At 62.6% G+C, this 26,541-nt stretch carries 25 protein-coding genes and 1 pseudogene; 16 read left to right on the top strand and 10 right to left on the bottom strand.

What is annotated here, in order from left to right:
* The first annotated feature begins 151 nt into the window (after positions 1 to 151).
* A complete protein-coding gene (locus tag FJ434_RS08675) occupies positions 152 to 2,836 on the top strand; it encodes a caspase domain-containing protein (protein WP_140745686.1) in 2,685 nt (894 codons plus the stop codon).
* A gap of 145 nt (positions 2,837 to 2,981) precedes the next feature.
* Here the strand turns inward: FJ434_RS08675 and FJ434_RS08670 are convergent, their stop codons facing one another.
* The 3 genes from FJ434_RS08670 to FJ434_RS08660 all read right to left on the bottom strand — a co-directional run bounded on the left by FJ434_RS08670 (position 2,982) and on the right by FJ434_RS08660 (position 6,177).
* The gene (locus tag FJ434_RS08670; protein WP_181165851.1) at positions 2,982 to 3,644 is read right to left on the bottom strand and encodes a transglutaminase-like cysteine peptidase; all 663 of its coding nucleotides are present in this window, start codon (positions 3,642 to 3,644) and stop codon (positions 2,982 to 2,984) included.
* 371 nt (positions 3,645 to 4,015) lie between these two features.
* Complete coding sequence (gene tldD / locus FJ434_RS08665) at positions 4,016 to 5,428, bottom strand: metalloprotease TldD (protein WP_140745684.1); 1,413 nt, start codon at positions 5,426 to 5,428, stop codon at positions 4,016 to 4,018.
* A gap of 188 nt (positions 5,429 to 5,616) precedes the next feature.
* A complete protein-coding gene (locus FJ434_RS08660; protein WP_181165837.1) occupies positions 5,617 to 6,177 on the bottom strand; it encodes an invasion associated locus B family protein in 561 nt (186 codons plus the stop codon).
* A gap of 259 nt (positions 6,178 to 6,436) precedes the next feature.
* Here FJ434_RS08660 and coxB point away from each other — a divergent pair, with 259 nt between their 5' ends.
* From coxB to FJ434_RS08595, 13 genes and pseudogenes are all read left to right on the top strand, one after another.
* Entirely contained in the window at positions 6,437 to 7,453 is a 1,017-nt protein-coding gene (gene coxB / locus FJ434_RS08655; protein ID WP_181165836.1) for a cytochrome c oxidase subunit II, read from the top strand.
* A gap of 38 nt (positions 7,454 to 7,491) precedes the next feature.
* Positions 7,492 to 9,144, top strand: a complete 1,653-nt coding sequence (ctaD, locus tag FJ434_RS08650) for a cytochrome c oxidase subunit I (protein ID WP_140745682.1) — start codon at positions 7,492 to 7,494, stop codon at positions 9,142 to 9,144.
* A 74-nt stretch (positions 9,145 to 9,218) separates the two neighbouring features.
* Positions 9,219 to 10,163 carry a heme o synthase gene (locus tag FJ434_RS08645; protein WP_140507795.1) on the top strand — a complete coding sequence of 315 codons (945 nt, stop codon included), beginning with the start codon at positions 9,219 to 9,221 and terminating at the stop codon, positions 10,161 to 10,163.
* Positions 10,164 to 10,165: 2 nt separating this feature from the next.
* Entirely contained in the window at positions 10,166 to 10,327 is a 162-nt protein-coding gene (locus tag FJ434_RS08640) for a hypothetical protein (RefSeq protein ID WP_084636429.1), read from the top strand.
* Positions 10,327 to 10,959, top strand: coding sequence for a cytochrome c oxidase assembly protein (locus tag FJ434_RS08635; protein ID WP_140745680.1), 633 nt, complete (start codon positions 10,327 to 10,329; stop codon positions 10,957 to 10,959). The genes FJ434_RS08640 and FJ434_RS08635 overlap by 1 nt, the downstream gene beginning before the upstream one ends.
* A 1-nt stretch (position 10,960) precedes the next feature.
* Positions 10,961 to 11,842 (top strand): cytochrome c oxidase subunit 3, encoded by an 882-nt coding sequence (locus FJ434_RS08630; RefSeq protein WP_027142360.1) that lies wholly within the window; start codon positions 10,961 to 10,963, stop codon positions 11,840 to 11,842.
* Between the two features lie 158 nt (positions 11,843 to 12,000).
* A pseudogene (locus tag FJ434_RS08625) lies at positions 12,001 to 12,192 on the top strand (L,D-transpeptidase family protein); the annotation flags it as partial.
* A gap of 18 nt (positions 12,193 to 12,210) precedes the next feature.
* Entirely contained in the window at positions 12,211 to 12,597 is a 387-nt protein-coding gene (locus FJ434_RS08620) for a DUF983 domain-containing protein (RefSeq protein WP_027142361.1), read from the top strand.
* The gene (locus FJ434_RS08615; RefSeq protein ID WP_181165835.1) at positions 12,594 to 13,349 is read left to right on the top strand and encodes an SURF1 family protein; all 756 of its coding nucleotides are present in this window, start codon (positions 12,594 to 12,596) and stop codon (positions 13,347 to 13,349) included. Before FJ434_RS08620 ends, FJ434_RS08615 begins: the two co-directional genes overlap by 4 nt.
* Positions 13,350 to 13,419: 70 nt before the next feature.
* Positions 13,420 to 14,430, top strand: a complete 1,011-nt coding sequence (ispH, locus tag FJ434_RS08610; RefSeq protein WP_140745678.1) for a 4-hydroxy-3-methylbut-2-enyl diphosphate reductase — start codon at positions 13,420 to 13,422, stop codon at positions 14,428 to 14,430.
* Between the two features lie 6 nt (positions 14,431 to 14,436).
* Complete coding sequence (locus tag FJ434_RS08605; protein WP_140507787.1) at positions 14,437 to 15,399, top strand: homoserine kinase; 963 nt, start codon at positions 14,437 to 14,439, stop codon at positions 15,397 to 15,399.
* Positions 15,396 to 15,929 carry a ribonuclease HI gene (rnhA, locus tag FJ434_RS08600; RefSeq protein WP_140745676.1) on the top strand — a complete coding sequence of 178 codons (534 nt, stop codon included), beginning with the start codon at positions 15,396 to 15,398 and terminating at the stop codon, positions 15,927 to 15,929. The genes FJ434_RS08605 and rnhA overlap by 4 nt, the downstream gene beginning before the upstream one ends.
* 41 nt (positions 15,930 to 15,970) lie before the next feature.
* A complete protein-coding gene (locus tag FJ434_RS08595) occupies positions 15,971 to 16,555 on the top strand; it encodes a histidine phosphatase family protein (RefSeq protein ID WP_140745674.1) in 585 nt (194 codons plus the stop codon).
* A gap of 2 nt (positions 16,556 to 16,557) precedes the next feature.
* Here the strand turns inward: FJ434_RS08595 and FJ434_RS08590 are convergent, their stop codons facing one another.
* From FJ434_RS08590 to FJ434_RS08580, 3 genes are all read right to left on the bottom strand, one after another.
* A complete protein-coding gene (locus FJ434_RS08590) occupies positions 16,558 to 17,034 on the bottom strand; it encodes a DUF2938 domain-containing protein (protein ID WP_140716829.1) in 477 nt (158 codons plus the stop codon).
* Between the two features lie 91 nt (positions 17,035 to 17,125).
* Positions 17,126 to 17,608, bottom strand: a complete 483-nt coding sequence (locus FJ434_RS08585) for a peroxiredoxin (RefSeq protein WP_140745672.1) — start codon at positions 17,606 to 17,608, stop codon at positions 17,126 to 17,128.
* Between the two features lie 186 nt (positions 17,609 to 17,794).
* Complete coding sequence (locus FJ434_RS08580) at positions 17,795 to 18,601, bottom strand: protein-disulfide reductase DsbD domain-containing protein (RefSeq protein WP_140745667.1); 807 nt, start codon at positions 18,599 to 18,601, stop codon at positions 17,795 to 17,797.
* 173 nt (positions 18,602 to 18,774) lie between these two features.
* Here FJ434_RS08580 and FJ434_RS08575 point away from each other — a divergent pair, with 173 nt between their 5' ends.
* Entirely contained in the window at positions 18,775 to 19,383 is a 609-nt protein-coding gene (locus FJ434_RS08575) for a YqgE/AlgH family protein (RefSeq protein WP_140745665.1), read from the top strand.
* 7 nt (positions 19,384 to 19,390) lie between these two features.
* On the opposite strand, the gene FJ434_RS08570 is transcribed toward FJ434_RS08575, so the two are convergent.
* Genes FJ434_RS08570 through thrC form a run of 4 tightly spaced genes read right to left on the bottom strand, consistent with a single transcriptional unit; the run spans position 19,391 to position 25,592 of the window.
* Positions 19,391 to 22,279 carry an EAL domain-containing protein gene (locus FJ434_RS08570; protein ID WP_140507778.1) on the bottom strand — a complete coding sequence of 963 codons (2,889 nt, stop codon included), beginning with the start codon at positions 22,277 to 22,279 and terminating at the stop codon, positions 19,391 to 19,393.
* A gap of 2 nt (positions 22,280 to 22,281) precedes the next feature.
* Positions 22,282 to 22,878, bottom strand: coding sequence for a GNAT family protein (locus FJ434_RS08565; RefSeq protein ID WP_027142372.1), 597 nt, complete (start codon positions 22,876 to 22,878; stop codon positions 22,282 to 22,284).
* A 12-nt stretch (positions 22,879 to 22,890) separates the two neighbouring features.
* Positions 22,891 to 24,183, bottom strand: a complete 1,293-nt coding sequence (locus FJ434_RS08560; protein WP_140507776.1) for a pitrilysin family protein — start codon at positions 24,181 to 24,183, stop codon at positions 22,891 to 22,893.
* 14 nt (positions 24,184 to 24,197) lie between these two features.
* Positions 24,198 to 25,592, bottom strand: a complete 1,395-nt coding sequence (thrC, locus tag FJ434_RS08555) for a threonine synthase (RefSeq protein WP_140745663.1) — start codon at positions 25,590 to 25,592, stop codon at positions 24,198 to 24,200.
* A gap of 130 nt (positions 25,593 to 25,722) precedes the next feature.
* On the opposite strand from thrC, the gene FJ434_RS08550 reads away from it, so the two are divergent.
* Entirely contained in the window at positions 25,723 to 26,448 is a 726-nt protein-coding gene (locus tag FJ434_RS08550) for a hypothetical protein (RefSeq protein ID WP_140745661.1), read from the top strand.
* Positions 26,449 to 26,541 lie beyond the last annotated feature (93 nt).

The raw sequence follows: 26,541 nt of genomic DNA, 5'->3' as shown, positions 1-26,541 counted from the left end.
ACCGCCGGTTCGCACGAAATTTCTGAAGCGTCTGTTCTTTCGACGAAATTGCGTCCTAAAGCCGCCTTTGTGCGGGCTCCTAATTTCGCATCTTTGGGAAACATTTCGGCCTATTCGTCGTTACTAATATGAATCGATGGCGATAGCGGACATGCAGGCGCCTCAGAAATTCATCGGCCTCATCGTCGTTCTTATCTTTTTCGCGGTCAGCTCCGCGACCGGAGCCCTCGCGCAAGGTGAAAAGCGCCTGGGGTTCGTCATCGGCAATGGCGCGTATCAGTCCGGCGAGCTCGCCACCGCCGCCAATGATGCGGGCCTGATCGCGCAGACCTTGCAGGCGGCGGGGTTCGATGTGGTGGGGGCGCGCGATGTCGATCAGGAATCGCTGCGCGGCGCATTGCGTGATTTCCTCGGCAAGGTCTCCGCCGCCGGTCCCGACGCGATTGTCTTCGTCTATCTCGCCGGCCACGGCGTGCAGTTCGAAGGCGAGAATTACTACTTGCCGATCGATGCCCAGATTGCCAGTCCAGCCGACGTGCCGCTTCAGGCGATGCGGCTCTCCGATGTCACCAAGTCGCTGGCCGGATTGCCGACGAAGGTCAACATCGTCGTGCTCGACGCGGCGCGGCCAAATCCCTTCCCGAAGTGGAAAGAGCCGCTGGCCGGCGGCCTTGCGTTGGTCGATCCCGATCCGAACATGCTGATTGCCTTCAACGCCGCTCCCGGAACGGTCGCGCCCGAAGGCAAAGGCCCCTACGGCGCTTATGCCCAGGCGCTGGCCGAGATGATACGCGAGGGCGGATTGTCGCTTGACGACGTGTTCGACCGCACACGACTGCGCGTCAACGAGGTGACGCAAGGTGCGGAAGTGCCGTGGAACGTCTCGAAAATCACCACGCCGTTCGTCTTCTTCGACCGTGCCGCGGACGCGCCCGCACCCAAGGTTTCGGAGGCCGAATCCCGGTCCAATCGGACCAGGGCGATCCGCGACTTCAACGCTCATGACGCCTATGTCGCGGCTCTCGACCGCGACACGATGCGCGGCTACGAGGATTTCCTCGGCGCTTATCCACACGATCCGATGGCCAAGCGCGTGCGCGCCATCATCGCCGCGCGGCGCGAGGCGATGACGTGGCGCGAGACCTGGCTGCAGGACACGCCGGAAGCCTATTGGTCTTATCTGCGGCGCTATCCGCATGGTCCGCATGCTTGGGACGCGCGCCGGCGGCTCGAACATTTCGATGCGGCCCTGGAGCCGCCGGAGGAATTCACCGTCTATGAGTATGATTTGCCGCCGCCGCCGGAGGAGGAAATCGTCTACGTCGACAGGCCGGTGCTCTATTTCGACGATCCCGATTTCGACTTCGAACCGCCGCCGCCGATCGCGGTGATCTTCCTGCCGCCGCCGCCGCCGGATTTCGTCGTGCTGGTGGCGCCGCCGCCGCCGGTCGACGTCTTCGTCCTGCCAACGCCGGTGTTCGTGCCGATACCTGCGTTCATCAACCCGCCGCGTCACATCGTGCCGCCGCCGAACGACATCATCTTCAACAACATCCACAACACGACCGTCATCAACAACATCAACACCACGATCAAAAACGAGACCATCAATCACAATGCTCAGGATGGCCTCGCTACAGGCCAGAACACGGCCGGAGGCACGGTTGGGGCCGGCTCGGCTGCACTGGCGGCCAGGGTCGCGCTGCCGCCGCTGCTGAAAAAGAGAGCGGCCATGTCCGGTCAGGCCTCGTCCAGTCAGCAACAGGGTGGCTTGCCGCAGAAGCCTGGCCAGCGTGTGATACAGGGCCAGCAGCCTGGTGCCGCGACTCCGCTGTCGAAGGACTTGTCGACCGGCAAGCTTGAAACCGACCACGCCCTGCCAGGAGCCAACGGTAAAAAGCTGCCGCTCGTCAACGGTAAGCCGGCGCTGAACGGTGAGAATTTGCCCAGCAACAGGTCCAGGCAGCAGCTTGGCAAGCAAGGCATCGTGGGCGGGAACCAAGAGGCGACCGGAAATGCCGGTGCTGCTGTTGCCGGAGAGCAGGGCACGGCTCAGCAGAAGGGCAAGAAGTTCCGCAAGCTGCCGACCGTCAACGGTGCTCCGGCCGAGAACGGGCTGAGTGCCGAGGAGAGGTTCAGGAAAAACAATCCGAACGCCTTCTCCGACCAGAACACCGGCAAACCGAAAAAGCTGACGCGCAGGGACTTGTCCGCCGGCCAGTCCGCTGTCGAATCGAACGATCAGGGCCTGGCCAGTGGAAAGGACAAGGGCAGGAAGTTGCGCAAGGTGCCGACCGTCAACGGTGCGCCGGCCGAAAATCGGCCTGGCGTGCAGGAGCGGCTCAGGAAGAACAATTCGGAGGTGTTCTCCAACCAGGATCAAGGCCCGGCCAGCGGAAACGACAAGAGCAGGAAGTTCCGCAGACTGCCGACCGTCAACGGTGAGCCAACCGACAACGGATCGGGCGTGCAGAAACGGTTCAGGAGGAACAATCCGGCCGTGTTCTCCGACGAGAATCAGGGCTCCGCCAGCAGGAACGACAGGGGCAGGACGTTGCGCCGGCTGCAGAACAGCGAACAGGGCGCCGCCGGCCCGGAGGTTAACGTCCAGCGCAACCTCAGGATCAGGCCGAACGAGAATGCGCAGCGTCAGTTGAGACCGGAAAGGCCTAACGAGCAGGTGCTCCGGCCGCAGAGATCGGAGCCGAAGCCGGAATTCCGCGCGCAGCCGAGACAGCAGATGCAAGAGCGGCGTCTCCCGCAGGAGCAGCCGCCACAGCAGCTCAAGAAGAAGCCGTCTTGCGGACAGCAGGGCGAACCGGCCTGCAACCAGTAAGCTGTCGCGGCCGGTCACCTTCCCGTTCGCGGGGCGCACATCCCGCCCATGACCTTGCGAGAGAGGGGATCGTTGGTTTGTGGCGCGTCAGCCTGTCAAAGGCGGTTCGCTCCGGCCGCTCAAACTACGAGCTTGGCGGCATCCGTCAGGTTTTTGGCGTGCCGCCTCGCTGGTTGAGCGAAACCCAGATGTTCGGGTTCTGTTGCGATTGGCGTTTCAGGAAATAATAGCCGGTTGCATTCCAGGGACGGATTTTGTCGACCATATTGTCTAGGATGAGATCGCCCTTGTCGGTCTTCACCGTCAGGATGGTGTGACCCTCATTGTTCAGGTCGCGCACCACCGTCATCAGCAGCGCCTGCCGGGGAAATCCCGCCTCCCGAAGAAGCTTGCGCTTGTAGAGCGCGTAGATCTTGCAGTCGCCCTTGCCGTCCACCGGATAGTCCCAGTGGTCCATCGTCGTGCCCCAGTGATCGTAGTTGCTGACGGGCTTGATGGAGCGGTTCGCCTTTTGGTTTATCCGTTTGAGGATGCTCAGGTTCTGCGCTGTCAGCCTGACGCTCGTGGCGGGCAGGGCCGGCACCTTGCACTCTTTCGGCCGGCGATGGCAGAAATCGACCCAGCCATACGGAACGCTGGTGCGTCCCCCGACCGCGACTGAGTTTGCACCGGCCGCAGGTTGCGTCGATGTTCGCTTGAACCATGTCGACTGCGCCGCCGCCGGACTGACACAGAGCGACGAAACACCAACCAACGAAACGACGCCAAAGAGGAAAGAAGAGGTCAGGACGTGAGGGAAACGCAGCACTGCCAACACCACCACAACGAGAAGCCTTGCGACAAGCTAATGCGCAAACGCCAGTTCGAGCAATTGAACAATTAATAATATCCTAACACGATTGTGTTTCGCATAAGGCAGAGGTTGCCGCGCCGTAGGTTGGCATCAATCGCCGGCATGGCCCTGCTGCGCTTCAGCACGTACACCCGGGTCCATATCCTTCAATGTTTTTGGCCTGCCGGCGTGCTGCGGGATTCCAAACACGTCCTGCGGCCGCGTCGGAGCAAAGGCCGGCAGCGGTTTCAGATGGACGTCCTCTGGCGCGTTCCCGGATTTGGACACGATGGCTGCACGCCCGGAAAATATCGTTGGCGGCGATGATTCCAGAACGCCCCGACGCCTCAGACCCTCGTGCCGCCGACTGTCATCTGGTTCATCCTCAGATGCGGCTGGCCGACGCCGACGGGTACGCCCTGGCCGGCCTTGCCGCACATGCCGATGCCATTGTCGAGCTTCATGTCGTTGCCGACCATCGTGACGCGGTGCATGGCGTCAGGCCCGTTGCCGATCAGCATGGCGCCCTTGATCGGCTGCGTCACCTTGCCGTTCTCGATCATGTAGGCCTCGGTGCATCCGAACACGAATTTGCCCGACGTGATGTCGACCTGGCCGCCGCCGAAGGAGACGGCATAGATGCCGTTCTTGACGGAAGCGATGATCTCGTCCGGCTCCATGTCGCCTGAGGTCATGTAGGTGTTGGTCATGCGCGGCATCGGCTGGTGCGCATAGCCTTCACGCCGGCCATTGCCGGTGGCTTTCATGCCCATCAGCCGCGCGTTCTGCCGATCCTGCATGTAGCCGACCAGCTTGCCGTTCTCGATCAAAACGTTGCGGGCCGAAGGCGTGCCTTCGTCGTCGACGGTGAGCGAGCCGCGCCGTTCGGGGATGGTGCCGTCGTCAACGACAGTGACGCCCTTGGCGGCCACCTGCTGCCCCATCAGGCCGGCGAAGGCCGAGGTCTTCTTGCGGTTGAAGTCGCCTTCCAGTCCGTGCCCGACTGCTTCGTGAAGCATCACGCCCGGCCAGCCGCTGGAAAGTACGATGTCGAAAGTGCCGGCCGGTGCCGGGATCGCCTCCAAATTGACCAGCGCCTGCCGGAGCGCCTCCCTGGCGGCGTGCTTCCAGCTATCCTCGATCAGGAAGTCGCCGAACGCCTTGCGTCCACCCATGCCATAGGAGCCGCTCTCCTGGCGGTCGCCGTCGCCGACGACAACCGAGACGTTGACGCGGACCAGCGGCCTGATATCGCGTACCATCTGGCCGTCGGCGCGCACTATCTCGACATGCTGCCAGGATGCGGCGATCGAGGCCGTCACCTGGCGCACGCGTGGATCCTCGGCGCGCAGCCAGGCGTCGATTTCCTGCAGCAGCTTCCCCTTGGCCTCGAAGGAAGGCGAGGGGATCGGGTTCTCGTCGCCATAGAGATGGCGGTTGGTGCGGGCGGGGGCTGCGGCAAGCGTACCGGAATAGCCACCCTTGACGGTCGACACGGCTTCGGCCGCGCGCAGCAGCGATGCCTCGGACAGGTCGCTGGAATGGGCGTACCCGCTGGCTTCGCCCGCGACCGCACGCAGGCCAAAGCCCTGGTCGGTGTTGAAATTGGCGGTCTTGAGCCGGCCGTTGTCGAACATCAGCGCTTCGCTTTCGCTGTATTCGAGGAAAAGCTCGCCGTCGTCGGCACCCTTGATGGTGTCGGCGACGATCTGCTTGATGCGGTCGTCTGAAATGTCGAATTGGCCGATCAGGCTCTTCATGGCGCGTCCGTCCGTGGGATGATTGCTTTCCCCCGATGTAGGCGTGAAGCCGCGCCCACACAATCGGCAATGAAGATCAGTGCCGACGAATGACATCGTACGGTTGATGCAAGCCATGCTTCTGGGTCGGCAAAAGCCGCGTCCAGGTCTGATTCAGCGTCCGAGTCTTGTTCAGCGCAGAGCCGCGATCAGGGCAGGGCGGCAAAGCCGTCGGCGAAGCCCTTGAGGTCGACCGGGATGCCGATGCCTTCCTCAGGCGTCTGGAACACGATGAACGTTGCCGACGTGCCGGTCTTCAGCGTGTCGAGCAGCGGCTTTTCGAGAATGACCTCGGCGTAGCAGCCGTCCTGGAAGCAGCGCACGAAATAGGCGCGGCCGATGTCCTTGCCGTCGACGTTGAGGCCGAGCCCGTTCGGCAACAGCACGCCGAGCGGCGCCAGCACGCGCAGGATCTCGGCCTTGTTGTCGGCGGTGCGCAGCACGACGACCGAAAGCCCCATCTCCGGACGGTCCTCGGCGACGACGTTCTGCATCATCACGCATTGTTCCGCGGTGGCGCCGGCCGGCGTGTCGCAGATGATCGACCACGCGCCATGCGTCGAGCGCACCGTGCCGCTCGGCTGGGCGGCATTGGCCTGACCGGCGACGAACAGGCCGACCGCGGACAGGACGGCGAGAAACACGGCGTTCGCCAGGGTTCTCGAAAGTCCCGGTCGCGTATGCCTCAGTCTCGAAAGCCAAGAGTTCATGACGGCTCCATTGCGAATCACGGCACTTTAAGCCGCGCCAATACCAAGTAAAGGACGAGACCGCGGCCGGACTGTCCCGAAACAGGCAATACAGCGCTTTTCCCTGCCAAATTCGCCTGAATTACGACGCTTTGCGGGCGCCGCCAGCATAGGGCGGACAGACCGCCGAACATACTCGATTCGCTACCATGGCCATTGCCCTGGAAGAGCCATGTGAGCTTGCGCGCAAAAATGCCGCACGGTTTCGACCGCTCCTTTCTTGCGGAGGGAAAAAGAGTATGGTTTGAACCAGCTTGAGACTGTCGGGATTCCCGTCCCGGCATTGTTCGTTATTCTCGTTGGCACCGCCGCGAGGAACTGGGAGACGAAGAGGGCGATGAGAAATTTCCTAGCTAGCGCCAGGTTTCTAGCAAGTGCCAAGTTTCTGAGTGCTTGTGCCGCTGCCACGATTTTTGCAGGCACATCCGCCCATGCCGATCAGCCCGTGGAGTGGGAGACCACCTTCCAGGCGCCGGCGACCGACATGATGCGGCAGATCGAGTGGTTCGGAAACTACACGATGTGGTTCATCGTTCCGATCACCATTCTGGTGCTGCTTCTCCTTGCCTACTGCATCGTGAGGTTCCGCGCGAGCGCCAACCCGGTTCCCTCCAACACCAGCCACAACACGCTGATCGAGGTGATTTGGACCGTCGGCCCGGTCGTCGTCCTGCTCTGTCTCGCCATTCCCTCGTTCCAGCTCTTGACCGCGCAATACACTCCGCCGGAAGAGGCCAAGCTGACGGTCAAGGCGACCGGCAACCAGTGGAACTGGGATTACGAATACCAGACCGACAACACGCTCGCCTTCAACTCCGCTATCCTCCAGGACGGTGACCGCGCCGCCGCCGGCAAAGAGGACCGCAAGGCCTATCCGCGCCTGCTCGCTGTCGACAATGAGCTGGTGGTGCCGGTCAACACCATGACCCGCGTGCTCGTCACCGCGACCGATGTGATCCACTCTTTCGCCATGCCGTCCTTCGGCATCAAGATCGACGCCGTTCCGGGGCGCACCAACGAGACCTGGTTCAAGGCGGAGAAGGAAGGCCTGTATTATGGTCAGTGCTCGCAACTCTGCGGCAAGGACCACGCCTTCATGCCGATCGCCATCCGTGTCGTCTCGGATGCGCAATTCAAGACCTGGCTGGCGGCAGCCAAGACCAATCTGCCGGGCGCCAACAAGACGCTCATGGCCGAGGTCGATGGCCAGAACAAGGTAGCGGCCGCCGGCAATTGATGTCGCGGGTTAGCAAGATTTAGGGAACGGAGCGGAACATGGCAGACGCTGCAGCTCACGAGGGGCACGACCATAAGCCGTATCATGGCTGGGTGCGGTGGGTTTATTCGACCAACCACAAGGACATCGGTACGCTCTACCTGATCTTTGCGATCATGGCCGGCATCATCGGCGGCGCGCTTTCGGTCGCCATCCGCATGGAGCTGCAGGAGCCTGGTATCCAGATCTTCAGCGGCCTGGCGCAGATGGTCTATGGCATGAACGGTGACGCCGCGATCGACGGCGGCAAGAGCATGTACAATGCCTTCGCAACCGCGCACGCCCTGATCATGATCTTCTTCATGGTCATGCCGGCGCTTATCGGCGGTTTTGCCAACTGGATGGTGCCGATCATGATTGGCGCTCCCGACATGGCGTTCCCGCGCATGAACAACATTTCGTTCTGGCTGCTGCCGCCGGCGTTCATCCTGCTGCTCACCTCGATGTTCGTTCCGAGTGCGCCTGGCGCCTTTGGCGTGGGCGGCGGCTGGACGCTCTATCCGCCGCTGTCGACTTCGGGCCAGCCCGGACCGGCCATGGATCTGGCGATTCTGTCGATCCACATCGCCGGCGCCTCGTCGATCCTCGGCGCCATCAACTTTATCACCACCATCTTCAACATGCGCGCGCCCGGCATGACCCTGCACAAGATGCCGCTGTTTGCATGGTCGGTGCTGATCACCGCATTCCTGCTGCTGTTGTCCTTGCCGGTTCTGGCCGGTGGCATCACCATGCTGCTCACCGACCGCAACTTCGGCACGACGTTCTTCGCGCCTGATGGCGGTGGTGACCCGATCCTGTTCCAGCATCTGTTCTGGTTCTTCGGTCACCCGGAAGTCTACATCCTGATCCTGCCGGGCTTCGGCATCATCAGCCACGTCATCTCGACCTTTTCGCGCAAGCCGGTGTTCGGTTATCTCGGCATGGCTTACGCGATGGTCGCGATCGGCGCCGTCGGCTTCATCGTCTGGGCGCACCACATGTACACGACCGGCCTGTCGCTCGACACGCAGCGCTATTTCGTCTTCGCCACCATGGTCATCGCGGTGCCGACGGGCGTGAAGATCTTCTCCTGGATCGCAACGATGTGGGGCGGGTCGATCTCGTTCAAGACGCCGATGCTGTGGGCGCTGGGCTTCATCTTCCTGTTCACCATCGGCGGTGTCACCGGCGTCCAGCTGGCCAATGCCGGCCTCGACCGGTCGCTGCATGACACCTATTTCGTCATTGCCCACTTTCACTACGTGCTGTCGCTGGGCGCGGTGTTCGCCATCTTCGCGGGCTGGTATTACTGGTTTCCGAAGATGACCGGCTACATGTATTCGCCTGTCATCGCCAACACCCACTTCTGGGTCACCTTCGTCGGCGTCAACCTGATCTTCTTCCCGCAGCATTTCCTCGGCCTCGCCGGCATGCCGCGCCGCACCATCGACTATCCCGACGCGTTTGCGGGCTGGAACTATGTGTCGTCCATCGGTTCTTATATCTCGGCCGTCGGCGTCCTGATCTTCCTCTACTGCGTGTTCGAAGCGTTCCAGAAGAAGCGGGTGGCCGGAGCCAACCCATGGGGCGAGGGCGCAACGACTCTCGAATGGCAGCTGCCTTCGCCGCCGCCCTTCCACCAGTGGGAGCAGCTGCCGAAGATCAGGTAAGGCGGCTCCCCTCGAACGCAAAACCGCCGGTCCGCCGGCGGTTTTGGCCAACGGAATAATGGACTTAAGTACGCATGGCCCTAGTCGACAAAACCAGCATTGACGAAGCGGGCTTCCGCATGTCGGAAGCGACGGCGGGCGATTTCTTCGCCCTCCTGAAGCCGCGCGTCATGTCGCTGGTGGTGTTCACCGCCTTTGTCGGGCTAGTCGCGGCACCGGTGACCATCAACCCGCTGCTGGCGGTGATAGCCATCCTGGCTATTGCGATTGGGGCCGGCGCCTCGGGTGCTCTCAACATGTGGTACGACGCCGACATCGACGCGGTGATGACCAGGACCGCCAGCCGCCCAATCCCGTCCGGTCGTATCCAGCCGCACGAGGCGCTCAGCTTCGGCCTGGTCCTTTCGGTCCTGTCGGTGATGACGCTCGGCGTGCTGGTCAACTGGCTGGCCGCGACGCTGCTGGCCTTCACCATCTTCTTCTATGCCGTCGTGTACACGATGTGGCTGAAACGCTCGACGCCGCAGAACATTGTCATCGGCGGTGCCGCGGGCGCCATCCCGCCGGTTATCGGCTGGGCCGCGGCGACCGGATCGGTCAGCCTCGAAAGCATCATCCTGTTCCTGATCATTTTCCTGTGGACGCCGCCGCATTTCTGGGCGCTCGCGCTGTTCAAGTCCGAGGACTATGGCCGCGCCGGCATCCCGATGATGCCGAACGTTGCCGGCCATGCATCGACCCGCCGTCAGATTTTCGCCTACGCAGTGGTGCTGGCCCCGGTCGGCGTGCTGCCCTGGCTGCTCGGCTACACGACGCCATTCTATGGCGTGGCCGCTCTGCTGCTGGGCGTTGGTTTCGTCTGGTATGCCTGGAAAGTGCTTGGCATGGCCGACGACGACCGCGCCATGAAGCCGGCCAAGGCCCTGTTCGCCTATTCGCTGCTCTATCTCTTCGCCATCTTCGCCGCCTATCTGGCCGACTGTGTCGTCGAACGCGCGCTTGCCATGGGTGGGGCATGACTATGGTCGAGAAAGAACTCGAGATGGTCACCTTGACCGATCGCCAGAAGAAGGCCCAGCGCAGCCGTTCCATTGCGATAGGCGTAGCGCTGGCTCTGCTGGTCGTGATTTTCTACATCGCCACGATCGTGAAGTTCGGCCACAATTTGTCGGGCAAGATGTGATGAGCGTCGAGACGCCCAGAAAGACGGCCGGCAAGACCAGCAACCGCGCCGTCGCGGCCGTCTGCCTCGCCTTCTTCACCGGCATGATCGGCATGGCCTATGCAGCCGTGCCGCTCTACAAGATGTTCTGCCAGGCGACCGGTTACGGTGGTACCACGCAGCGTGTCGAGAGGCAGTATGCCGGCCGCGTGCTTGACCGCGAGGTCACCGTCCGCTTCGACGCCAACATTGCCGGCGTGCCTTGGGAGTTCCAGCCGGTCCAGCGCTCGATGACCATGAAGATCGGGCAGACCGTGCAGGCGCACTATCAGGCGACCAACAAGTTCAATCGCCCCGTCACAGGCCGCGCCACCTTCAACGTGCAGCCGGAACTTGCCGGTCCGTACTTCAACAAGGTCGAATGCTTCTGCTTTACCGACACGACGCTGAAGCCCGGCGAGACGCTGGACATGCCGGTCCTGTTCTATGTGGACCCCGACATCGTGAATGTGCCGGAACTGAAGGACATCAAGACGATCACCCTGTCCTATACGATGTTCCCGGTCGAGAAGAACAAGCCGGTCGCCTCCTCGGAGCCGGCCAAGGGCAACAGCAAGACAGTTTCAGATGCCGAAGGAAATCTCGGGGGTTGATATGGCAGACGCTCACGCAAAACCACACCATGACTACCATCTCGTCGACCCTAGCCCGTGGCCCTTCGTGGGATCGGTCGGAGCGCTTGTCACCGCTTTTGGCGGTGTCTGCCTCATGGAATACCTGAAGGGCGGCTCCTTCCCGATCTTTGGCTTCAACATCGCCAATCCGTGGCTGTTCTTCATCGGCATCGTGATCGTCCTGTACACCATGTTCGCCTGGTGGTCTGACACGATCAAGGAAGCGCATGAGGGCCACCACACGCGCGTCGTGTCGCTCCACCTGCGCTACGGCATGATCATGTTCATCGCCTCGGAGGTGATGTTCTTCGTCGCCTGGTTCTGGGCCTATTTCGATGCCAGCCTTTTTGCCGGGGAGGTGCAGAACTACGCGCGCCACACGTTTACCGGTGGTGTCTGGCCGCCGAAGGGCATGGAGGTTCTCGATCCCTTCCATCTGCCGCTTTACAACACCGTCATCCTGCTGCTGTCGGGCACCACGGTCACCTGGGCGCATCACTCGCTCCTCCATGGCGACCGCAAGGGGCTGGTCAACGGCCTGGTGCTGACCGTCGGCCTCGGTATGCTGTTCACCATGGTGCAGGCCTACGAGTACATGCACGCGCCGTTCGGCTTCAAGGATTCCATCTACGGCGCCACCTTTTTCATGGCGACCGGCTTCCATGGCTTCCATGTCATCATCGGCACCATCTTCCTGCTGGTCTGCCTGATCCGCGCGATGAAGGGCGACTTCACCCCCAAGCAGCATTTCGGCTTCGAGGCGGCCGCCTGGTACTGGCACTTCGTCGACGTGGTCTGGCTGTTCCTGTTTGCCTCGATCTACGTCTGGGGATCGGTCGGCGCGGTGATCGAAGGTCACTGATCCCGCCTTTGGGATTCGATTAGGTAGGCGGCCGCGGCGACGTGGCCGCCTTCTTCTTTTCGGTGCTATGATCGCCGATCGATGGAAGATGCGGCTGATCTCGGTAATTTTCGCGTTTATCGTCTTGGCATTCCCGGCTCTTGCCGGTGACAGGTCGATCTGAGAAGGCACGCAATGTCGATCCCGGCGGCATGATCATGATCCACGGCCAGCCGAACGGCTTCGGCCGGTGGGGCTGGCTGCTTCAATTGGTCGACTGGACCGATGGCTGCATTGGGGTTACGGACTTCGACATGGACGAAATCTGGGCAATGGTGGCCGATGGGACGCCGATCGATATCGGGCAATGACCGTGAATGAAGACAACCATGAGTGAAGATAGGGCGATCTGGCCTCCGATCGATCCGATCTCGGCCGGCCTGCACGGCCGTTGCCCGCGTTGCGGCGAGGGGCGGCTGTTCTCCGGCTTTCTCACCGTCGGCAAGCGCTGCGTCAATTGCGGCCTCGACTATTCCTACGCCGATGCCGGCGACGGGCCGGCGGTCTTCGTCATCCTGATCATCGGCTTCATCATCGTCGGCCTGGCGCTCTGGGTCGAGGTGACGCTGAGCCCGCCGCTCTGGCTGCATCTACTGATATGGATCCCACTGGCCCTGGTGCTGTGCCTGACGGCGCTCCGGTTGATCAAGGGCGTGCTGCTCACCCTGCAATACCGCAACAAAGCGGCCGAGGGTCGGCTGGACCGCGGCGAATGAGCGAGGCTTCCGTCAACGTCGGCGGCCGTTCGCGGCCGAGATCGGCACTGTTGTTCGCCCTTGGCCTTGTGCTGTTCTTGGTCTTGCTGGCGCTCGGCACATGGCAGGTCCAGCGCCTGCACTGGAAGGAAGGCCTGCTGCAGACCATCGACCAGCGCACGCATTCGGCGCCGCTGCCGCTGGCCGAGGTCGAGAAGGAATTCGCCTCGACCGGCGACGTCGACTACACGCCGGTCACTGTCACCGGCACTTTCCTGCATTCCGGCGAACGGCATTTCTACGCGACCTGGCAAGGGGATGCCGGCTTCAATGTCTACACGCCGCTGGCCCTTGACGATGGCCGTTTCGTCCTGATCAACCGTGGCTTTGTGCCCTACGACCTCAAGGACGCCGCCAAGCGCGCCAAGGGACAGGTGGCGGGCAAGGTCACGGTCACCGGGCTTGCCCGCAACCCGCTTCCGGCAAAGCCCTCCATGATGCTTCCCGACAATAACGTGGCCAAGAACATCTTCTACTGGAAGGACCGCGACGTCATGGCCGCGAGCGCCGGCCTGCCTGCCGGCTTCACGCTGGTGCCGATCTTCATCGATGCCGACAAGACGCCAAATCCAGGCGGCCTGCCGGTCGGAGGCGTCACCATCATCGATCTGCCGAACAGCCATCTGCAATATGCTGTCACCTGGTACGGGCTTGCCGCGGCGCTTGCCGCCGTACTCATCCTACGGCTTCGCCGGCCGGCGAAAGAGGACTGAATACGAGCGATACCCTTGACAGGGCAGGGGTGGGCACCTCATTTCGGCGCTGACGAACCGGCAGGATTTAATGCTTCACACAATCGCCAAGCCTCCTCTGACGATCCGGCTCTGCCAGCCGCGCGGTTTTTGCGCGGGCGTCGACCGTGCCATCCAGATTGTCGTGCTGGCACTGAAGAAATATGGCGCGCCGGTCTATGTCCGCCACGAGATCGTGCACAACCGCTATGTTGTCGAGGGGCTGCAAAGCCTCGGCGCCGTCTTCATCGAGGAACTTTCCGAAATTCCGGCCGAACACCGGCAGTCGCCGGTCGTCTTTTCGGCGCACGGCGTGCCCAAGTCGGTGCCGGCGGACGCGCAGGCGCGCAACCTGTTCTATCTCGACGCAACCTGTCCGCTGGTCTCCAAGGTCCACAAACAGGCGATGCGTCACCAGCGGCTTGGCCGCCACGTTCTGCTGATCGGCCATGCCGGGCACCCCGAGGTGATCGGCACCATGGGGCAGTTGCCGGAAGGCGCGGTAACGCTGATCGAGACCGAAGCCGATGCCGCCCGGCTTGTGCCGGCCGATCCCAAGGCACTCGGTTTCGTCACCCAGACCACGCTCTCGGTCGAGGATACCGCCGGCATCATCCGCGCACTGCAGGAGCGCTTTCCGGACATTCAGGCGCCGGCGGCGGAATCGATCTGCTACGCCACCACCAACCGCCAGGAGGCGGTCAAGGACACCGCCCCGGGTGCTGACCTCTATCTGATCGTCGGCGCTCCCAATTCCTCGAATTCGCGCCGCCTCGTCGAAGTTGCGGAACGCGCCGGCGCCGCCATGTCGCTTCTCGTGCAGCGCGCCGCTGAAATTCCGTGGAATGAGATCGGCGGCATTTCGACGCTTGGCCTGTCGGCCGGGGCATCGGCGCCGGAGATCATCGTCGACGAGATCATCGACGCGTTCCGCCAGCGTTTCGATGTGACCATCGACCTGGCCATCACGGCCACCGAAACAGAGGATTTTCCGGTCATGCGGGTATTGCGCGATGTCGAACTGACGCCGGCCGACATGGCTTTCGTCAATGGGGCCGCGTGAACGGCCATGGCGGTCTATACAGACGTTGCGGAGGGCGAACTCGGCGCTTTCCTGAAGCACTACCCGGTCGGCGATCTCCTGTCCTACAAGGGCATCGCCGAGGGCACCGAGAATTCGAACTTCCTGCTGCACACCTCCAGCGGCTCCTACATCCTGACGCTCTATGAAAAGCGGGTCGAGAAGAAGGATCTGCCGTTCTTCCTCGGGTTGATGGGCCACCTCGCAAACAAGGGGGTGTCCTGCCCGCTGCCGGTGACCGCGCATGACGGCAGCGTCATCGGCACGCTGGCCGGCCGGCCGGCGGTCATCATCACCTTTCTCGAAGGGCTTTCGCTGCGGCGACCGGCCGCGACGCATTGCGCCGAGGTTGGCAAGGCGCTGGCCGCGCTGCATCTGGCTGGCGCCGATTTTTCCATGAGGCGCCCGAACGCGCTCGCTCTCGATGGCTGGCGCAAGCTTTGGGATGCGTCTCGCGAGCGCGCCGACGAGGTCGAGCCGGGCCTTGCGGCCGAGGTCGATGCCGACTTCGCCGATTTCGAGCAGAACTGGCCCAAGGGCCTTCCCGAGGGCATCATCCATGCCGATCTTTTCCCGGACAATGTCTTTTTCCTGGGCGAGAAGTTATCGGGTCTGATCGATTTCTATTTCGCCTGTGACGATCTCTACGCCTACGATGTCGCCACCTGCCTCAATGCCTGGTGCTTCGAGAAGGATTTTTCCTTCAATCTCACCAAGGGCAAGGCATTGCTTGCCGGTTATCAGAGCGTGCGCCCCCTGAGCGCGGAGGAGAAGGCGGCGCTGCCGATGCTGGCGCGCGGCTCGGCGCTACGCTTCATGCTGACCCGGCTTTACGATTGGCTGACCGTCCCCGATGGCGGGCTGGTGATGAAACGCGATCCGACCGAATACATCAGAAGAATGCGGTTCCATCGGGCGATCAGGTCTCCTTCGGAATATGGATTGGCATGAGCAAGCAGGTTGAAATCTTTACCGATGGCGCCTGTTCAGGCAATCCCGGCCCCGGCGGCTGGGGCGCCATCCTGCGCTTCAACGGCACCACCAAGGAGCTTTTCGGCGGCGAGGCCGAGACCACCAACAACCGCATGGAATTGCTGGCGGCCATTTCAGCGCTGAACGCCTTGAAGGAGCCTTGCACGGTCGAGCTTCATACCGACAGCAAATACGTCATGGACGGCATTTCCAAATGGATCCATGGCTGGAAGAGGAATGGCTGGAAGACCGCAGACAAGAGGCCTGTCAAGAACGGCGAGCTCTGGCAGGCGCTGGACGAGGCCAACCGGCGCCACAAGGTCACCTGGAACTGGGTGAAGGGCCATGCCGGCCATACCGAGAACGAGCGTGCCGATGAACTGGCAAGGGAAGGCATGGCGCCGTTCAAGAAGGGACCTTTCAGGCCGGCGGTGTCGGCACCGAAGCCCGATGCCCAGGCAAAGCAGCCGCTGGTCACGAAAGCACGTCGTTCGACCCAGAGCTATTGAGCTTCTGTTCGCGGCGGCTGACCGGCCGGAGAGTTTCTGTCATGCCGATCGCCTACTACATCACCCATCCTCAGGTTCAGATCGACGCCACCATTCCGGTACCGGATTGGGGCCTGTCCGACATCGGCCGGGCCAGGGCGCACGCAATGCTGAACCAGCCGTGGATCGCATCAATCGGACATGTGGTGTCGTCGGCCGAACGCAAGGCCATCGAAACCGCCGAAGTGCTCGGGCGGCATCTAAATCTTGCCGTAGAGGTGAGGCAGCGGATGCATGAGAACGACCGGTCGGCGACGGGTTTCCTGCCGTCTCCGGAGTTCGAGGCGGTCGCCGATCAGTTCTTCGCCAATCCGCACGAAAGCATCCGTGGCTGGGAGCGGGCCATCGACGCGCAGCAGCGCATCGTGAGCGAGGTCGAGGCCGTGCTCGATGCCGGCGGCGCCGGCAACATTGCTTTTGTGGGCCATGGAGGCGTGGGAACACTCCTGCTGCTGTCGCTGAGTGGCAGGCAGATCAGCCGCGAAGCGGATCAGCCGGCGGGCGGCGGCAATTATTTTGCTTACAATATCGGTGCGCGCCACGTTATCGATGGATGGCAGCCGATCGACAGGCTGGAACAGCCCTGATTTTAGCGGATCAGCAACGCCGTAACCCAAAGGCCGAGCGCGAACACCGTGTGCGAGACCAGATTGAGGGCGCGGATCTGCATCGGGTTCGGCCGCTTTGAAGCCGCCCAGCCGGCGCCCATGCCTGGCGCCAGCAGGAACCACCCGGCGCCGACGGTGACGATGCCGAGGATGAAGGCCGGCAGGAAGGTCGGGGAGGCCAGCCAGCCTGCGCCCGCCAGCACCACCAGGATAATGCCGTAGACGATGCCGACGAAGTAATGGAAAGCCCAGCCTAGCGCCTTCTCATGAGCGTAGGGCGCCGCATCACCGATATCGTCATGAAACACCTTGTCGCCGAGGTGCCAGACCCAGCGCCCGACCGGCCCCCAGTTCGGCCGTGGCTGGCCAAACGCCTTGTGCAGGAAAAAGGCCCAGACGTCCATCAGAACGGTGGCGCCGACGCCGATCGCGATAGCGCGCCAGAAGATATCAAACATCGTTGATCCCCCGAAAATCGGCAGTCCTGGAGCGCAGCCGCATGTCGGGCGAGGCCAGCCGTTGCGGCCTCGCCTGACCGGCCGTCGAAGCTCAGAGCTGGCCGAGAATATGAGCCGCGCCTGACTCATCGACACCGGGTTTGATCTCGACATTGAGCGCGGTGACCTTGCCGTCGTCGATAATCATCGAAAAACGCTTTGAGCGCAGGCCCATGCCGCCACCGGAGTAGTCCGCGTCAAGACCGACCGCCTTGGCGAAATCGCCATTGCCGTCGGCGAGGAACAGGATCTTGCCTTCGCCGCCGGTGAAGCGCGCCCACGCGCCCATGACGTGGACGTCGTTGACTGAAACGACTGCGATAGTGTCGACGCCACGCGCCAGGATCGCATCATGGTTCTCGAGATAGCCGGGCAGATGGTTATTGCTGCAGGTCGGCGTGAAGGCGCCGGGAACGCCGAACAGCACCACTTTCTTGCCCGGAAAAATCTCGGCCGACGTGATCGGCTTCGCGCCGTCGGCCGTCATGGTCTTGAAGGTCGCCTCGGGCAGCTTGTCGCCAACGGAGATGGTCATGAGTTCCTCGCTTGGGGAATGGGGAAGGACGCGTGCTTGCCTAGCGAACTCGGTGGCTTCCTGCAACCATCGCGGCAGTAGCTTCAGTACATGTCGCCCAAAGTGCGCAGCGGTCTTGGGCTGACGACATGTACAAGAAGATGACCTTGGAGCGCATCGTACGGGTTCGTTTCAATACGACGCGCTTTAAGGGAAAGGCAGCAGCCCTTCGACCGCGCCCGCCGAACTCGTCAGCGTGTAGTGGAGCCCGCCGTCCGTCGGCGTCGTCGAGGGGCGATCGAGGATCGGCACGGTGAAGATCAACTTGCCATCTTTTTCCACGCGGGAGGAGGTGCCGAACATATAATCGCGCTCGCCGGCGACGAAGAAATCCGCTGCCTGCGGATCGCCAGGGAAGCTCGCCTCGACAACCAGCGTTTCGTGATCGCCCGGCAGCACCTTGACGCCAAAATCGGGTTTTGCAGGTGCCGGCAATGCCGTGAAACTCGCCTTTACCAATGCCGCGTCGTCGGCATTGTCGGGATCGGAAGCTGGGTCGACGCTCAGCCGCGTCTGCACCGGGATGCAGATGGTTTCACAAATGCCGAGAAAAATGTCGGCATCGATGACGGCCGGCTGGTCCGGCGTCGCCAGCGTGAACGTCACCGGCAGCGAAACCGGATAGTTGTAGCCGGCCCATTTGCCATAACCATCGTCGTGGCGCTGCGGTGCGGGAAACGACAGTGTCGCATCGGCGATATTGGTGCTGGCCGAAATGTCCAGCTGCGGCGGCACACCTGCGTCACCCGGGTCGCGCCAGTAAGTCTTCCAGCCGGGTTTGAGCGCGATATCGAGAACACCCTGGATGCGGCCGGCGTCGTCCGGCTTGCCGCTGGTCACCAGCCGCACCTTGCCGCCCTCGCTGTTGTACCAGGCTGATGAGGAGGCGGTGGCGGGGAGGGCGACCGCCAATCCGATGGCAGTACCGAGCAACAGGATTTTCAAGCTTTGCATGGCGATGATTTGAGCGTCCCTTCGTGGCCACGCAATGATTTCATGGCCCTTGCCGATATCATATTTGCGTGACCTGCGCGGACAAGCCAAGGCCGGCCCCGCAATGTGGGCTTTGGTCGAATCCGGTACTGCGCATCTTTTCGGCGCCCGGGAAACGCGTTACGCTCCCTGGCATGGATTTGTTGCGCCACAAGAAGACAGTCGCCGGACGCGGCTTTCTCGACGATCAGTTCCTGATTGCCATGCCCGGCATGAAGGACGACCGTTTCACGCGCTCGGTCATCTACATCTGCGCCCACAGCGATGAAGGCGCGATGGGCCTGATCATCAACCAGACGCAGCAGATGCTGTTTCCGGACCTTTTGGTGCAGCTCGGCATCATGAACGAGCTGGAGGCGATCCGCCTTCCGGCGCAGGCGCGCGATTTCGTCGTGCGCAATGGCGGGCCTGTCGACCGCAGCCGGGGCTTCGTCCTGCATTCGGGCGACTACCGCGTGGACTCCTCGCTCACCGTTTCCGACGACATCTGCCTGACCGCGACCGTCGACATATTGCGGGCGATATCGTCAGGGCGAGGGCCGCGCCGCGCGCTGATGGCGCTCGGCTATTCGGGTTGGGGCGCCGGCCAACTGGAAACCGAGATCGCCGAGAATGGCTGGTTGACCTGCCCGGCGACGCCGGAATTGCTGTTCGACGCCGATATCGAGCGCAAATACGATCGCATACTCGCGTCGATCGGCATCGATCTCGCCCATCTCAGCCTGGCCGCCGGACACGCCTGAGATTCTCTCAGGCCTGGGTCAGCGGATACTGCTCCTTCAGTGTCTTCAGCACCTGGTCGCCCGGCATCGGCGCGCCGAACATGAAGCTCTGCACATATTCGCAGCCCATCTGACGCAGCTCCAACGCATCGCGCTCGTCTGATATGCCTTCGGCGACCACCGACAGGCCGAGCTCATGCGCCATGTTGACCATGGATTTGAGCAGCACCGCGCGTTTTGGCGTGCTGTCGTCGACGAAGCTCTTGTCGATCTTGATGGTGTCGAACGGGAACCGCGTCAGATAGGCGAGCGATGAATAGCCGGTGCCGAAATCGTCCAGCGACAGGCCGATGCCGAGCTGCTTCAGCTTGGTCAGTACGTGGGCCGTCTGCTCGGGATTGTCCATGACCAGGGATTCGGTGAGTTCGAGCCGGAAGCAGCGCGGCTTCAAATTGGCGCGCGCGATCACGGAACGCACATCGCTGACGAGGTCGCGGCGGATGAGCTGGCGGCTGGACAGGTTGACTGAGACCGACAGCGGCGCGTCGCCGATCTGCTTTTGCCATCCTGCGAGATCCTCGGCTGCCTGCTGCATGGCAAACAGCCCAAGCTGCACGATCAGCCCGCAGCTTTCGGCGACCGGGATGAAATCGGCCGGCGGGATCATGCCGCGGCGTGGATGGTCCCAGCGCAGCAACGCTTCGAAGCCGGCGACGCTGCCGTCTTCCAGGCGCACGATCGGCTGATAGGCCAGCGTGAATTCGCGCCGTTCGATGGCGCGACGCAGGTCGGATTCGAACTGCAGACGGTCGGTGCCGACTGTGCGGAAAGCCGGCCGGAACGGCTCGATCCTGTCGCCGCCGAAACGCTTGGCCTGATGCATGGCGAGCTCCGCATCCTTGACCATGTCTTCGGCCGAGGTCTGCGCCGAGGTCCAGGTGATCAGGCCGATCGAGGCGGTCAGCACGATCTCGCGCTTGGCAAAGGTGATCGGATTGTTGATCGCATGCTTGATCGCATCGGCCACGCCGGCGATGCGGGCGGGATCCTGCTCGGACAGCAGCATCAGCGCGAACTGGTCGCCGGCGAAGCGCGACAGCGAATCCTTCGGCTTCAACAGCCGGTGCAGGCGCCGCGCTATGGTGAGCAGGATGGTGTCGCCGGCCGAGATGCCGAGCCCATCATTGACCTGCTTGAAGCGGTCGATGTCGATCACGAAGACGGTCGGCCGAACCTTCTCTTCGGTGCGGGCGATCGAGATGATCGCCTCCAGCCGGTTCATGAACAATTCGCGGTTCGGCAGGCCGGTCAGATTGTCGTGCACGGCGTCGTGCAGCAGCCGCTCCTCGGATTTCTTTTGTTCGGTTACGTCGACCATGGTGCCGACGCAGCGGATCACCTCGCCGTCCGACCCGATCACCGGGCGCGCGCGCAGGGCAAACCAGTGATAGTGCCCGTCGGCGCCGCGCAGGCGGAAATTCTGCGCCACCTTGCCGCGGCGATGCTCCAGAACGACGTCGAGCGTCGTGCGGAACGTGTCGCGGTCATCGGCATGCAGCACCGGCAGCCAGTTGCGCGCGGCACCGCCCAGGCTGTTGGGGGCAAGGCCGAGCTGGATGCTGACATCGGGTTTGGTCACCACGCGGTCGCGCAGCACGTCCCAGTCCCACACCGTATCGCCCGACCCGGCGACGGCCAGCGCCTGTCGCTCGAGATCGGAGAACAGCCCCTGATGCAGCGCACCGCCTGCAAAGGCGTGCTGCATGACGGTGAAGCCGATCAGCAGGATGATCAGGATCAGCCCACCGCCGAGCGCCGGCTGGGCGATGTCGTTGTCGAGCATGCCGGTGATCGCCATCCACGATCCGCATAGCCATAACAGCACCATGACCCAACTGGGCACCAGCATGATCGCTCGGTCATAACCACGAATACCGAGGAAGATGATCAGGCCGAGCCCGGTCAGCGCCGTGGCGGCAAACGAGATGCGGGCGATGCCGGCGGCAACCGCCGGATCGACAATGGCGACGCCGGCGATCAGCAGCAGTCCCAGAATCCAGACCAGGGCGCCATAGCTGAAATGGCCATGCCATCGGTTGAGGTTGAGATAAGCGAACAGGAAGACCACGAAGGTGGCCGCCAGCGCCACCTCCGTTCCGGCCCGCCACATTTGCTCGTTGCCGGGCGAAATCTCGATGACCTTGTTGAGGAAGCCGAAATCAACGCAGATATAGGCAAGCACCGCCCAGGCAAGGGCCGCCGTCGCCGGGAACATCGACGTGCCCTTGACGACGAACAATATGGTCAGGAACAACGCCAGAAGGCCTGCGATGCCGATGACGATGCCACGAAACAGCGTGTAGGAATTGACCGAGTCCTTGTAGGATTCCGGATCCCAGAGGTAGACCTGCGGCAGCTTCGGCGAGGCAAGCTCAGCGATGAAGGTGATCACCGTGCCGGGGTTCAGCGTCACCCGGAACACGTCGGCGTCGGGGCTGGTCTGGCGGTCGAGCGCGAAGCCTTCGCTGGGCGTGATGGCCGCGATGCGCGTCGAGCCCAGATCCGGCCAGAAGATGCCGGAATTGACCAGCCGGAAATGCGGCGCGACGATCAGCCTATCGAGTTGCTGGTCGGTGGTGTTGGCGAGCGCGAAAACCGCCCAGTCACCGGTCGAGCGGGCATCGTTGGCCTCGACCTCGATGCGCCGCACGATGCCGTCCGGCCCGGGCGCGGTCGACACCTGGAAGTTCTCACCCTGGTTGCGGTAGATCTCGACAGCGCGCGAAAGGTCGAGCGCGACATCGTCGCGCGCAATCTTGATGGGTTCGACGGCAAAGGCCGATGAGGCGGCGCACAGCGTCAGCATCGTCGCCAGCAGAACGGCGATCAGCGGCCCGTTTCGCAGGAAATTCGTCAAAATCAGTCCTTCGTTCCAGCGCCCGGCGGATCGTCGGCGATCCGGGCGTAGAGGTAGTGGTCCTGCCAGAGGCCGTTGATCCTGAGATAGGATCGCAGAAGTCCTTCGCGCCGGAATCCGGCTTTTTCAAGCACGCGGATCGACCTGATATTGTCGGGAATACAGGCGGCTTCGATCCGGTGCAATCTCAGCGTATCGAAGGCGAAGCGGGCCACCACCTTGACCGCATCGGTCATCAGGCCGCGGCCGCCGAACCGCTCGCCGATCCAGTAGCCGACATGGCCACTTTGCGAGACGCCGTGGCGTATGTTGCCGAGCGTGATGCCGCCCGCGAGCTTGCCGCTCGACTTCTCGAAGATGAAGAAAGCGATCGCGGTTCCCTGCGCATAGTCCTCGCGATAGCGGCTGATGCGCAGGCGCCATGCCGTGCGATCGAGTTCGTCCGGGGTCCAGCGCGGTTCCCATGGCTCCAGGAACGCCCGGCTTTCGCCGCGCACCGTCGACCACTCGCGGTAGTCGTTGGTGAACGGCACGCGCAGCGTGACCAGGTTGCCCTTCAGTGCCGGCAGGTCACGGCGAAAGAAAGGGAGCGCGAACACGGCGCTGGGGACTTAGACGGCGAGCCTGCGGGCCGTGGTCTGCGTGCCCGGAAGCGAATCAAGGATCGCCTCGTATGGCGCCAGCGTACCCACGGGCCCGACAGCGGTAAGCGTCGGCTTGGTCGAGAACATCCGCGACGACAGATCGGTCAGGCGCTCGACCGTCAGCGCCGCTAGCCGCTCCATCAGCTCTTCCTTTGCGATCGGCCTGCCGAAAAGGAGCAGTTGCCGCGCGATCTGCGAGGCGCGGCTGGCCGGGCTTTCGGCGGACATAATCAGCCCGGCGCGATACTGCGCGCGTGCACGGTCGAGCTCTTCCTGCAGGATGCTGTCGCCGACCTTCTGCAACTCGTCGACGATGACGGGCACCAGTTTGGCGATGTCGCTTTGCCCCGTGGCGGCATGGACGCCGAATATGCCCGTGTCGGAAAAGCCCCAGTGAAAGGCATAGACCGAGTAGCAGAGACCGCGTTTCTCGCGAACTTCCTGGAACAGACGCGATGACATGCCGCCGCCGAGAATCATCGACAATACCTGCGATGCGTAGAAATCGCGCACATGGTAGGCGCGGCCCTCGAAGCCCAGCACGATCTGCGCGTCCATCAGGTCGCGGTCCTCGCGGAAATCCCCGCCCACATATTGCGCGTATTGCGGAATGGTGCTGTCGGCTTTGCTGCGGAAACCGCCGAGCCGGTTTTCGACCTCGCGCACGAACTTGTCGTGCTTGATGTCGCCCGCGGCCACGATCACCATCCGCTCGGCGCCATACTGGCGTTCGATGAAATCGTGCAACTGCTTGGAAGTGAAGGATTTTACGGTTTCGGGCGTGCCCAGGATCGAGCGGCCAATGGTCTGGTGGCGGAAGGCCGTCTCGGTGAAACGGTCAAAGACGATGTCGTCTGGCGTGTCGTGCGCGGCGCCGATCTCCTGCAGGATGACATGCTGCTCGCGCTCGAGTTCCTGCGGGTCGAATTCGGACTCCTGCAGGATGTCGGACAGGATGTCGACGGCCAGCGGCACATCGTCGGAGAGCACCCTGGCGTAGTAGGATGTGGTCTCGACGCTGGTGGCGGCATTGATCTCGCCGCCGACGTCCTCGATTTCCGAGGCGATCTCGAAGGCGCTCCGCCGCTTCGTCCCCTTGAACGCCATGTGCTCGAGCAGATGGGCCATGCCATGCTCTTCTTCGCGTTCATTGCGGGCACCCGATTTGACCCAGGCACCCAATGCAACCGATTCGATACTTGGAAGGGTTTCGGTGGCGACTGTCAGGCCGTTCGACAGACGGCTTACCTCAACACCCATATGGCTCGTACTCCTTAACGCGCCGCCCGCGCGCGGCGGCTGACGTAATCTTCCACCATTTTGAGGTCGGATGGAAGTACCGTGTATTTTTCCTCAAATGTCATCAATCCCCCTAGCCATGCGGGCAGGGCGGGCGAGACGCCGCTGGCGGCCTCGACGGCGGCCGGGAATTTCGCCGGATGGGCGGTGCCCAGCACCACCATCGGCACCGCGCCAGCCTTGTCCGCCGCCACGTGCATGGCTGCCGCCGTATGCGGATCGAGCAGGTAGTTGCTGTTTGCCAGCGTCGAGCGAATGGTGGCGGCGACCTCGTCCATGTCAGCGCGGCCGGCATCGAATTCGGACCGCATCCCAGCGATTTCCGCGGCTTCGATGGTGAAGGCGCCCGACTGTTTGAGGCCTGCCATGTAGCGTCGAACGGTCGCCGCGTCGCGGTTCGACGCCTCGAACAGCAGGCGTTCGAAATTCGACGAAACCTGGATGTCCATCGACGGCGAGGTGGTCGCAAAGACCCCCTTGGTCCGGTATTCGCCGGTCGCGAAGGTGCGTGCCAATATGTCGTTGTCGTTGGTGGCGATGACCAGCCGTTCGATCGGCAGGCCCATCTTCTTGGCGGCGTAGCCGGCGAAGATATCGCCGAAATTGCCGGTCGGCACCGTGAACGACACCGGCCTGTCCGGCGCGCCGAGCGACAGCGCCGAAGAGAAATAATAGACGATCTGGGCCATGATGCGCGCCCAGTTGATCGAATTGACCCCCGACAGCGACACCCGGTCGCGGAAGCCGTGATCGTTGAACATATCCTTCAGCAGGCCCTGACAATCGTCGAAATTGCCCTCGATCGCCAGCGCATGGACATTTTCAGCCGTCGACGTTGTCATCTGCCGCTGCTGCACCGGCGAGACGCGGCCATGCGGAAAAAGGATGAAGATGTCGGTGCGGCTGCGCCCGGCAAAGGCATCGATGGCCGCGCCGCCGGTATCGCCCGACGTGGCGCCGACGATGGTCGCATGCTGGCCGCGTTCGGCGAGCACATGATCCATCAACCGGGCAAGCAACTGCATCGCTACGTCCTTGAACGCCAGTGTCGGCCCATGAAAGAGTTCGAGGACAAAAGTGTTGGCGCCGGTCTGCACCAATGGGCAGACAGCCTCATGGCGGAAGGTGGCATAGGCTTCGCGGACGAGGCGCTCGAAGACCGGCGCGGCGATCTCGCCGCCCAGAAATGGCGTCAACACGCGGATGGCGAGGTCGGGATAGGCAAGGCCGCGCATGGCGCGGATGTCGGCTGCCGAGAAGCGCGGCCATTCGCGCGGCACATAGAGCCCGCCATCGCGCGCCAGCCCAGCCAGGATGGCGTCGGAAAATCCAAGCGCGGGCGCTTCCCCGCGGGTACTCACATAATGCATGTCACAGATCCGTTTGCCGCCTGGTTTTTCCGTTCACCACAAGGTGGTTAATTTCTGCACCGGCTCTAGTCGCATTTTTGCCGCGCGGTTGATATACGTCACCAGCTTTGCGAGAGGGAAGTGCAGTTTCATGGCGTTTCGTATATCAAGTAGTCGCTTTTTGGCGGGTCTTGCGCTCACGGGCTTTATGCTTGCCGCCGCCGGCTGCCAATCAGGCGACAATGGCATCCTGAACCTCGGTTTCGGCAAGAAGGACCCGACGGCGCCTCCGCCGCCACAGGATCCCAAGGTGCTGGCCAGCCAGCTGAACGCCTATTGCCCGAGGGTGACGGTGCGCGATGGCACGGCGTTCTTCAATACCTATGTCAACGAGGTCCAGAAGCCCAAGCCGAAGCTCAAGAAGACCGGCGACGCGGCTGCGGATGCCGCGGCCCAGGCCGCGGCCGATGCCGCTGCTGCTACGCCGCCCGACGATTCGGCGAGGATCATTTATCAGGCGTCGATCAGCGACGTGACCCGCGACTGCAGCCGTGCCGACGGGCAACTGACGATGAAAATCGCGGTCGCCGGCAAGATCGTACCCGGACCGAAGTTCACGCCGGGCACCATCACCATGCCGATCCGCACGGCGGTCATGCATGGCACCGACGTACTTTATTCGCAGATCCACCAGTATCAGGTTCAGGTGACCGATCCCTCGGTCGCCACCCAGTTTGTCTTCACCGATTCCAATGTCGTCGTACCGGCGCCGACGGCCGCGGACTATCAGGCTTATGCCGGTTATGATGAAACCGCGCCCAAGGCAACGACCGACAAGCCGAAGCGCAAGAGGAAGAAAGCCACGGCAACGAACTGAACGAAGCCCAGGCGCTCGCGGCAAGTTTGCCGAGGCGCATCGTCACATGCAGGGGACAACGGCCGCGTCGCTGGCGAACCCCACGCAGTCCGT

Origin of the sequence: Mesorhizobium sp. B2-5-13 (genome assembly GCF_006440535.1) — a bacterium.
Classification (GTDB): Bacteria; Pseudomonadota; Alphaproteobacteria; order Rhizobiales; family Rhizobiaceae; genus Mesorhizobium; species Mesorhizobium salmacidum.
Note: the sequence above shows the minus strand (reverse complement) of the source record. Positions and strands in the feature narration are given on the sequence as shown.

Excerpts from the sequence above, each read along its gene's own strand:
- FJ434_RS08585 (WP_140745672.1), bottom strand. The coding sequence starts at position 17,608 with ATGACCATCTCCGTTGGCGACAAGCTGCCCGAGGCGACCTTCAAGACC.
- rnhA (WP_140745676.1), top strand. The coding sequence starts at position 15,396 with ATGAGCAAGCAGGTTGAAATCTTTACCGATGGCGCCTGTTCAGGCAAT.
- FJ434_RS08635 (WP_140745680.1), top strand. The coding sequence starts at position 10,327 with ATGAGCGTCGAGACGCCCAGAAAGACGGCCGGCAAGACCAGCAACCGC.
- ispH (WP_140745678.1), top strand. The coding sequence starts at position 13,420 with ATGCTTCACACAATCGCCAAGCCTCCTCTGACGATCCGGCTCTGCCAG.
- FJ434_RS08620 (WP_027142361.1), top strand. The coding sequence starts at position 12,211 with ATGAGTGAAGATAGGGCGATCTGGCCTCCGATCGATCCGATCTCGGCC.
- FJ434_RS08575 (WP_140745665.1), top strand. The coding sequence starts at position 18,775 with ATGGATTTGTTGCGCCACAAGAAGACAGTCGCCGGACGCGGCTTTCTC.
- FJ434_RS08580 (WP_140745667.1), bottom strand. The coding sequence starts at position 18,601 with ATGCAAAGCTTGAAAATCCTGTTGCTCGGTACTGCCATCGGATTGGCG.
- ctaD (WP_140745682.1), top strand. The coding sequence starts at position 7,492 with ATGGCAGACGCTGCAGCTCACGAGGGGCACGACCATAAGCCGTATCAT.
- FJ434_RS08595 (WP_140745674.1), top strand. The coding sequence starts at position 15,971 with ATGCCGATCGCCTACTACATCACCCATCCTCAGGTTCAGATCGACGCC.
- FJ434_RS08615 (WP_181165835.1), top strand. The coding sequence starts at position 12,594 with ATGAGCGAGGCTTCCGTCAACGTCGGCGGCCGTTCGCGGCCGAGATCG.
- FJ434_RS08550 (WP_140745661.1), top strand. The coding sequence starts at position 25,723 with ATGGCGTTTCGTATATCAAGTAGTCGCTTTTTGGCGGGTCTTGCGCTC.
- FJ434_RS08605 (WP_140507787.1), top strand. The coding sequence starts at position 14,437 with ATGGCGGTCTATACAGACGTTGCGGAGGGCGAACTCGGCGCTTTCCTG.
- FJ434_RS08660 (WP_181165837.1), bottom strand. The coding sequence starts at position 6,177 with ATGAACTCTTGGCTTTCGAGACTGAGGCATACGCGACCGGGACTTTCG.
- FJ434_RS08560 (WP_140507776.1), bottom strand. The coding sequence starts at position 24,183 with ATGGGTGTTGAGGTAAGCCGTCTGTCGAACGGCCTGACAGTCGCCACC.
- FJ434_RS08675 (WP_140745686.1), top strand. The coding sequence starts at position 152 with ATGCAGGCGCCTCAGAAATTCATCGGCCTCATCGTCGTTCTTATCTTT.
- FJ434_RS08640 (WP_084636429.1), top strand. The coding sequence starts at position 10,166 with ATGGTCGAGAAAGAACTCGAGATGGTCACCTTGACCGATCGCCAGAAG.
- thrC (WP_140745663.1), bottom strand. The coding sequence starts at position 25,592 with ATGCATTATGTGAGTACCCGCGGGGAAGCGCCCGCGCTTGGATTTTCC.
- FJ434_RS08590 (WP_140716829.1), bottom strand. The coding sequence starts at position 17,034 with ATGTTTGATATCTTCTGGCGCGCTATCGCGATCGGCGTCGGCGCCACC.
- tldD (WP_140745684.1), bottom strand. The coding sequence starts at position 5,428 with ATGAAGAGCCTGATCGGCCAATTCGACATTTCAGACGACCGCATCAAG.
- FJ434_RS08630 (WP_027142360.1), top strand. The coding sequence starts at position 10,961 with ATGGCAGACGCTCACGCAAAACCACACCATGACTACCATCTCGTCGAC.
- FJ434_RS08645 (WP_140507795.1), top strand. The coding sequence starts at position 9,219 with ATGGCCCTAGTCGACAAAACCAGCATTGACGAAGCGGGCTTCCGCATG.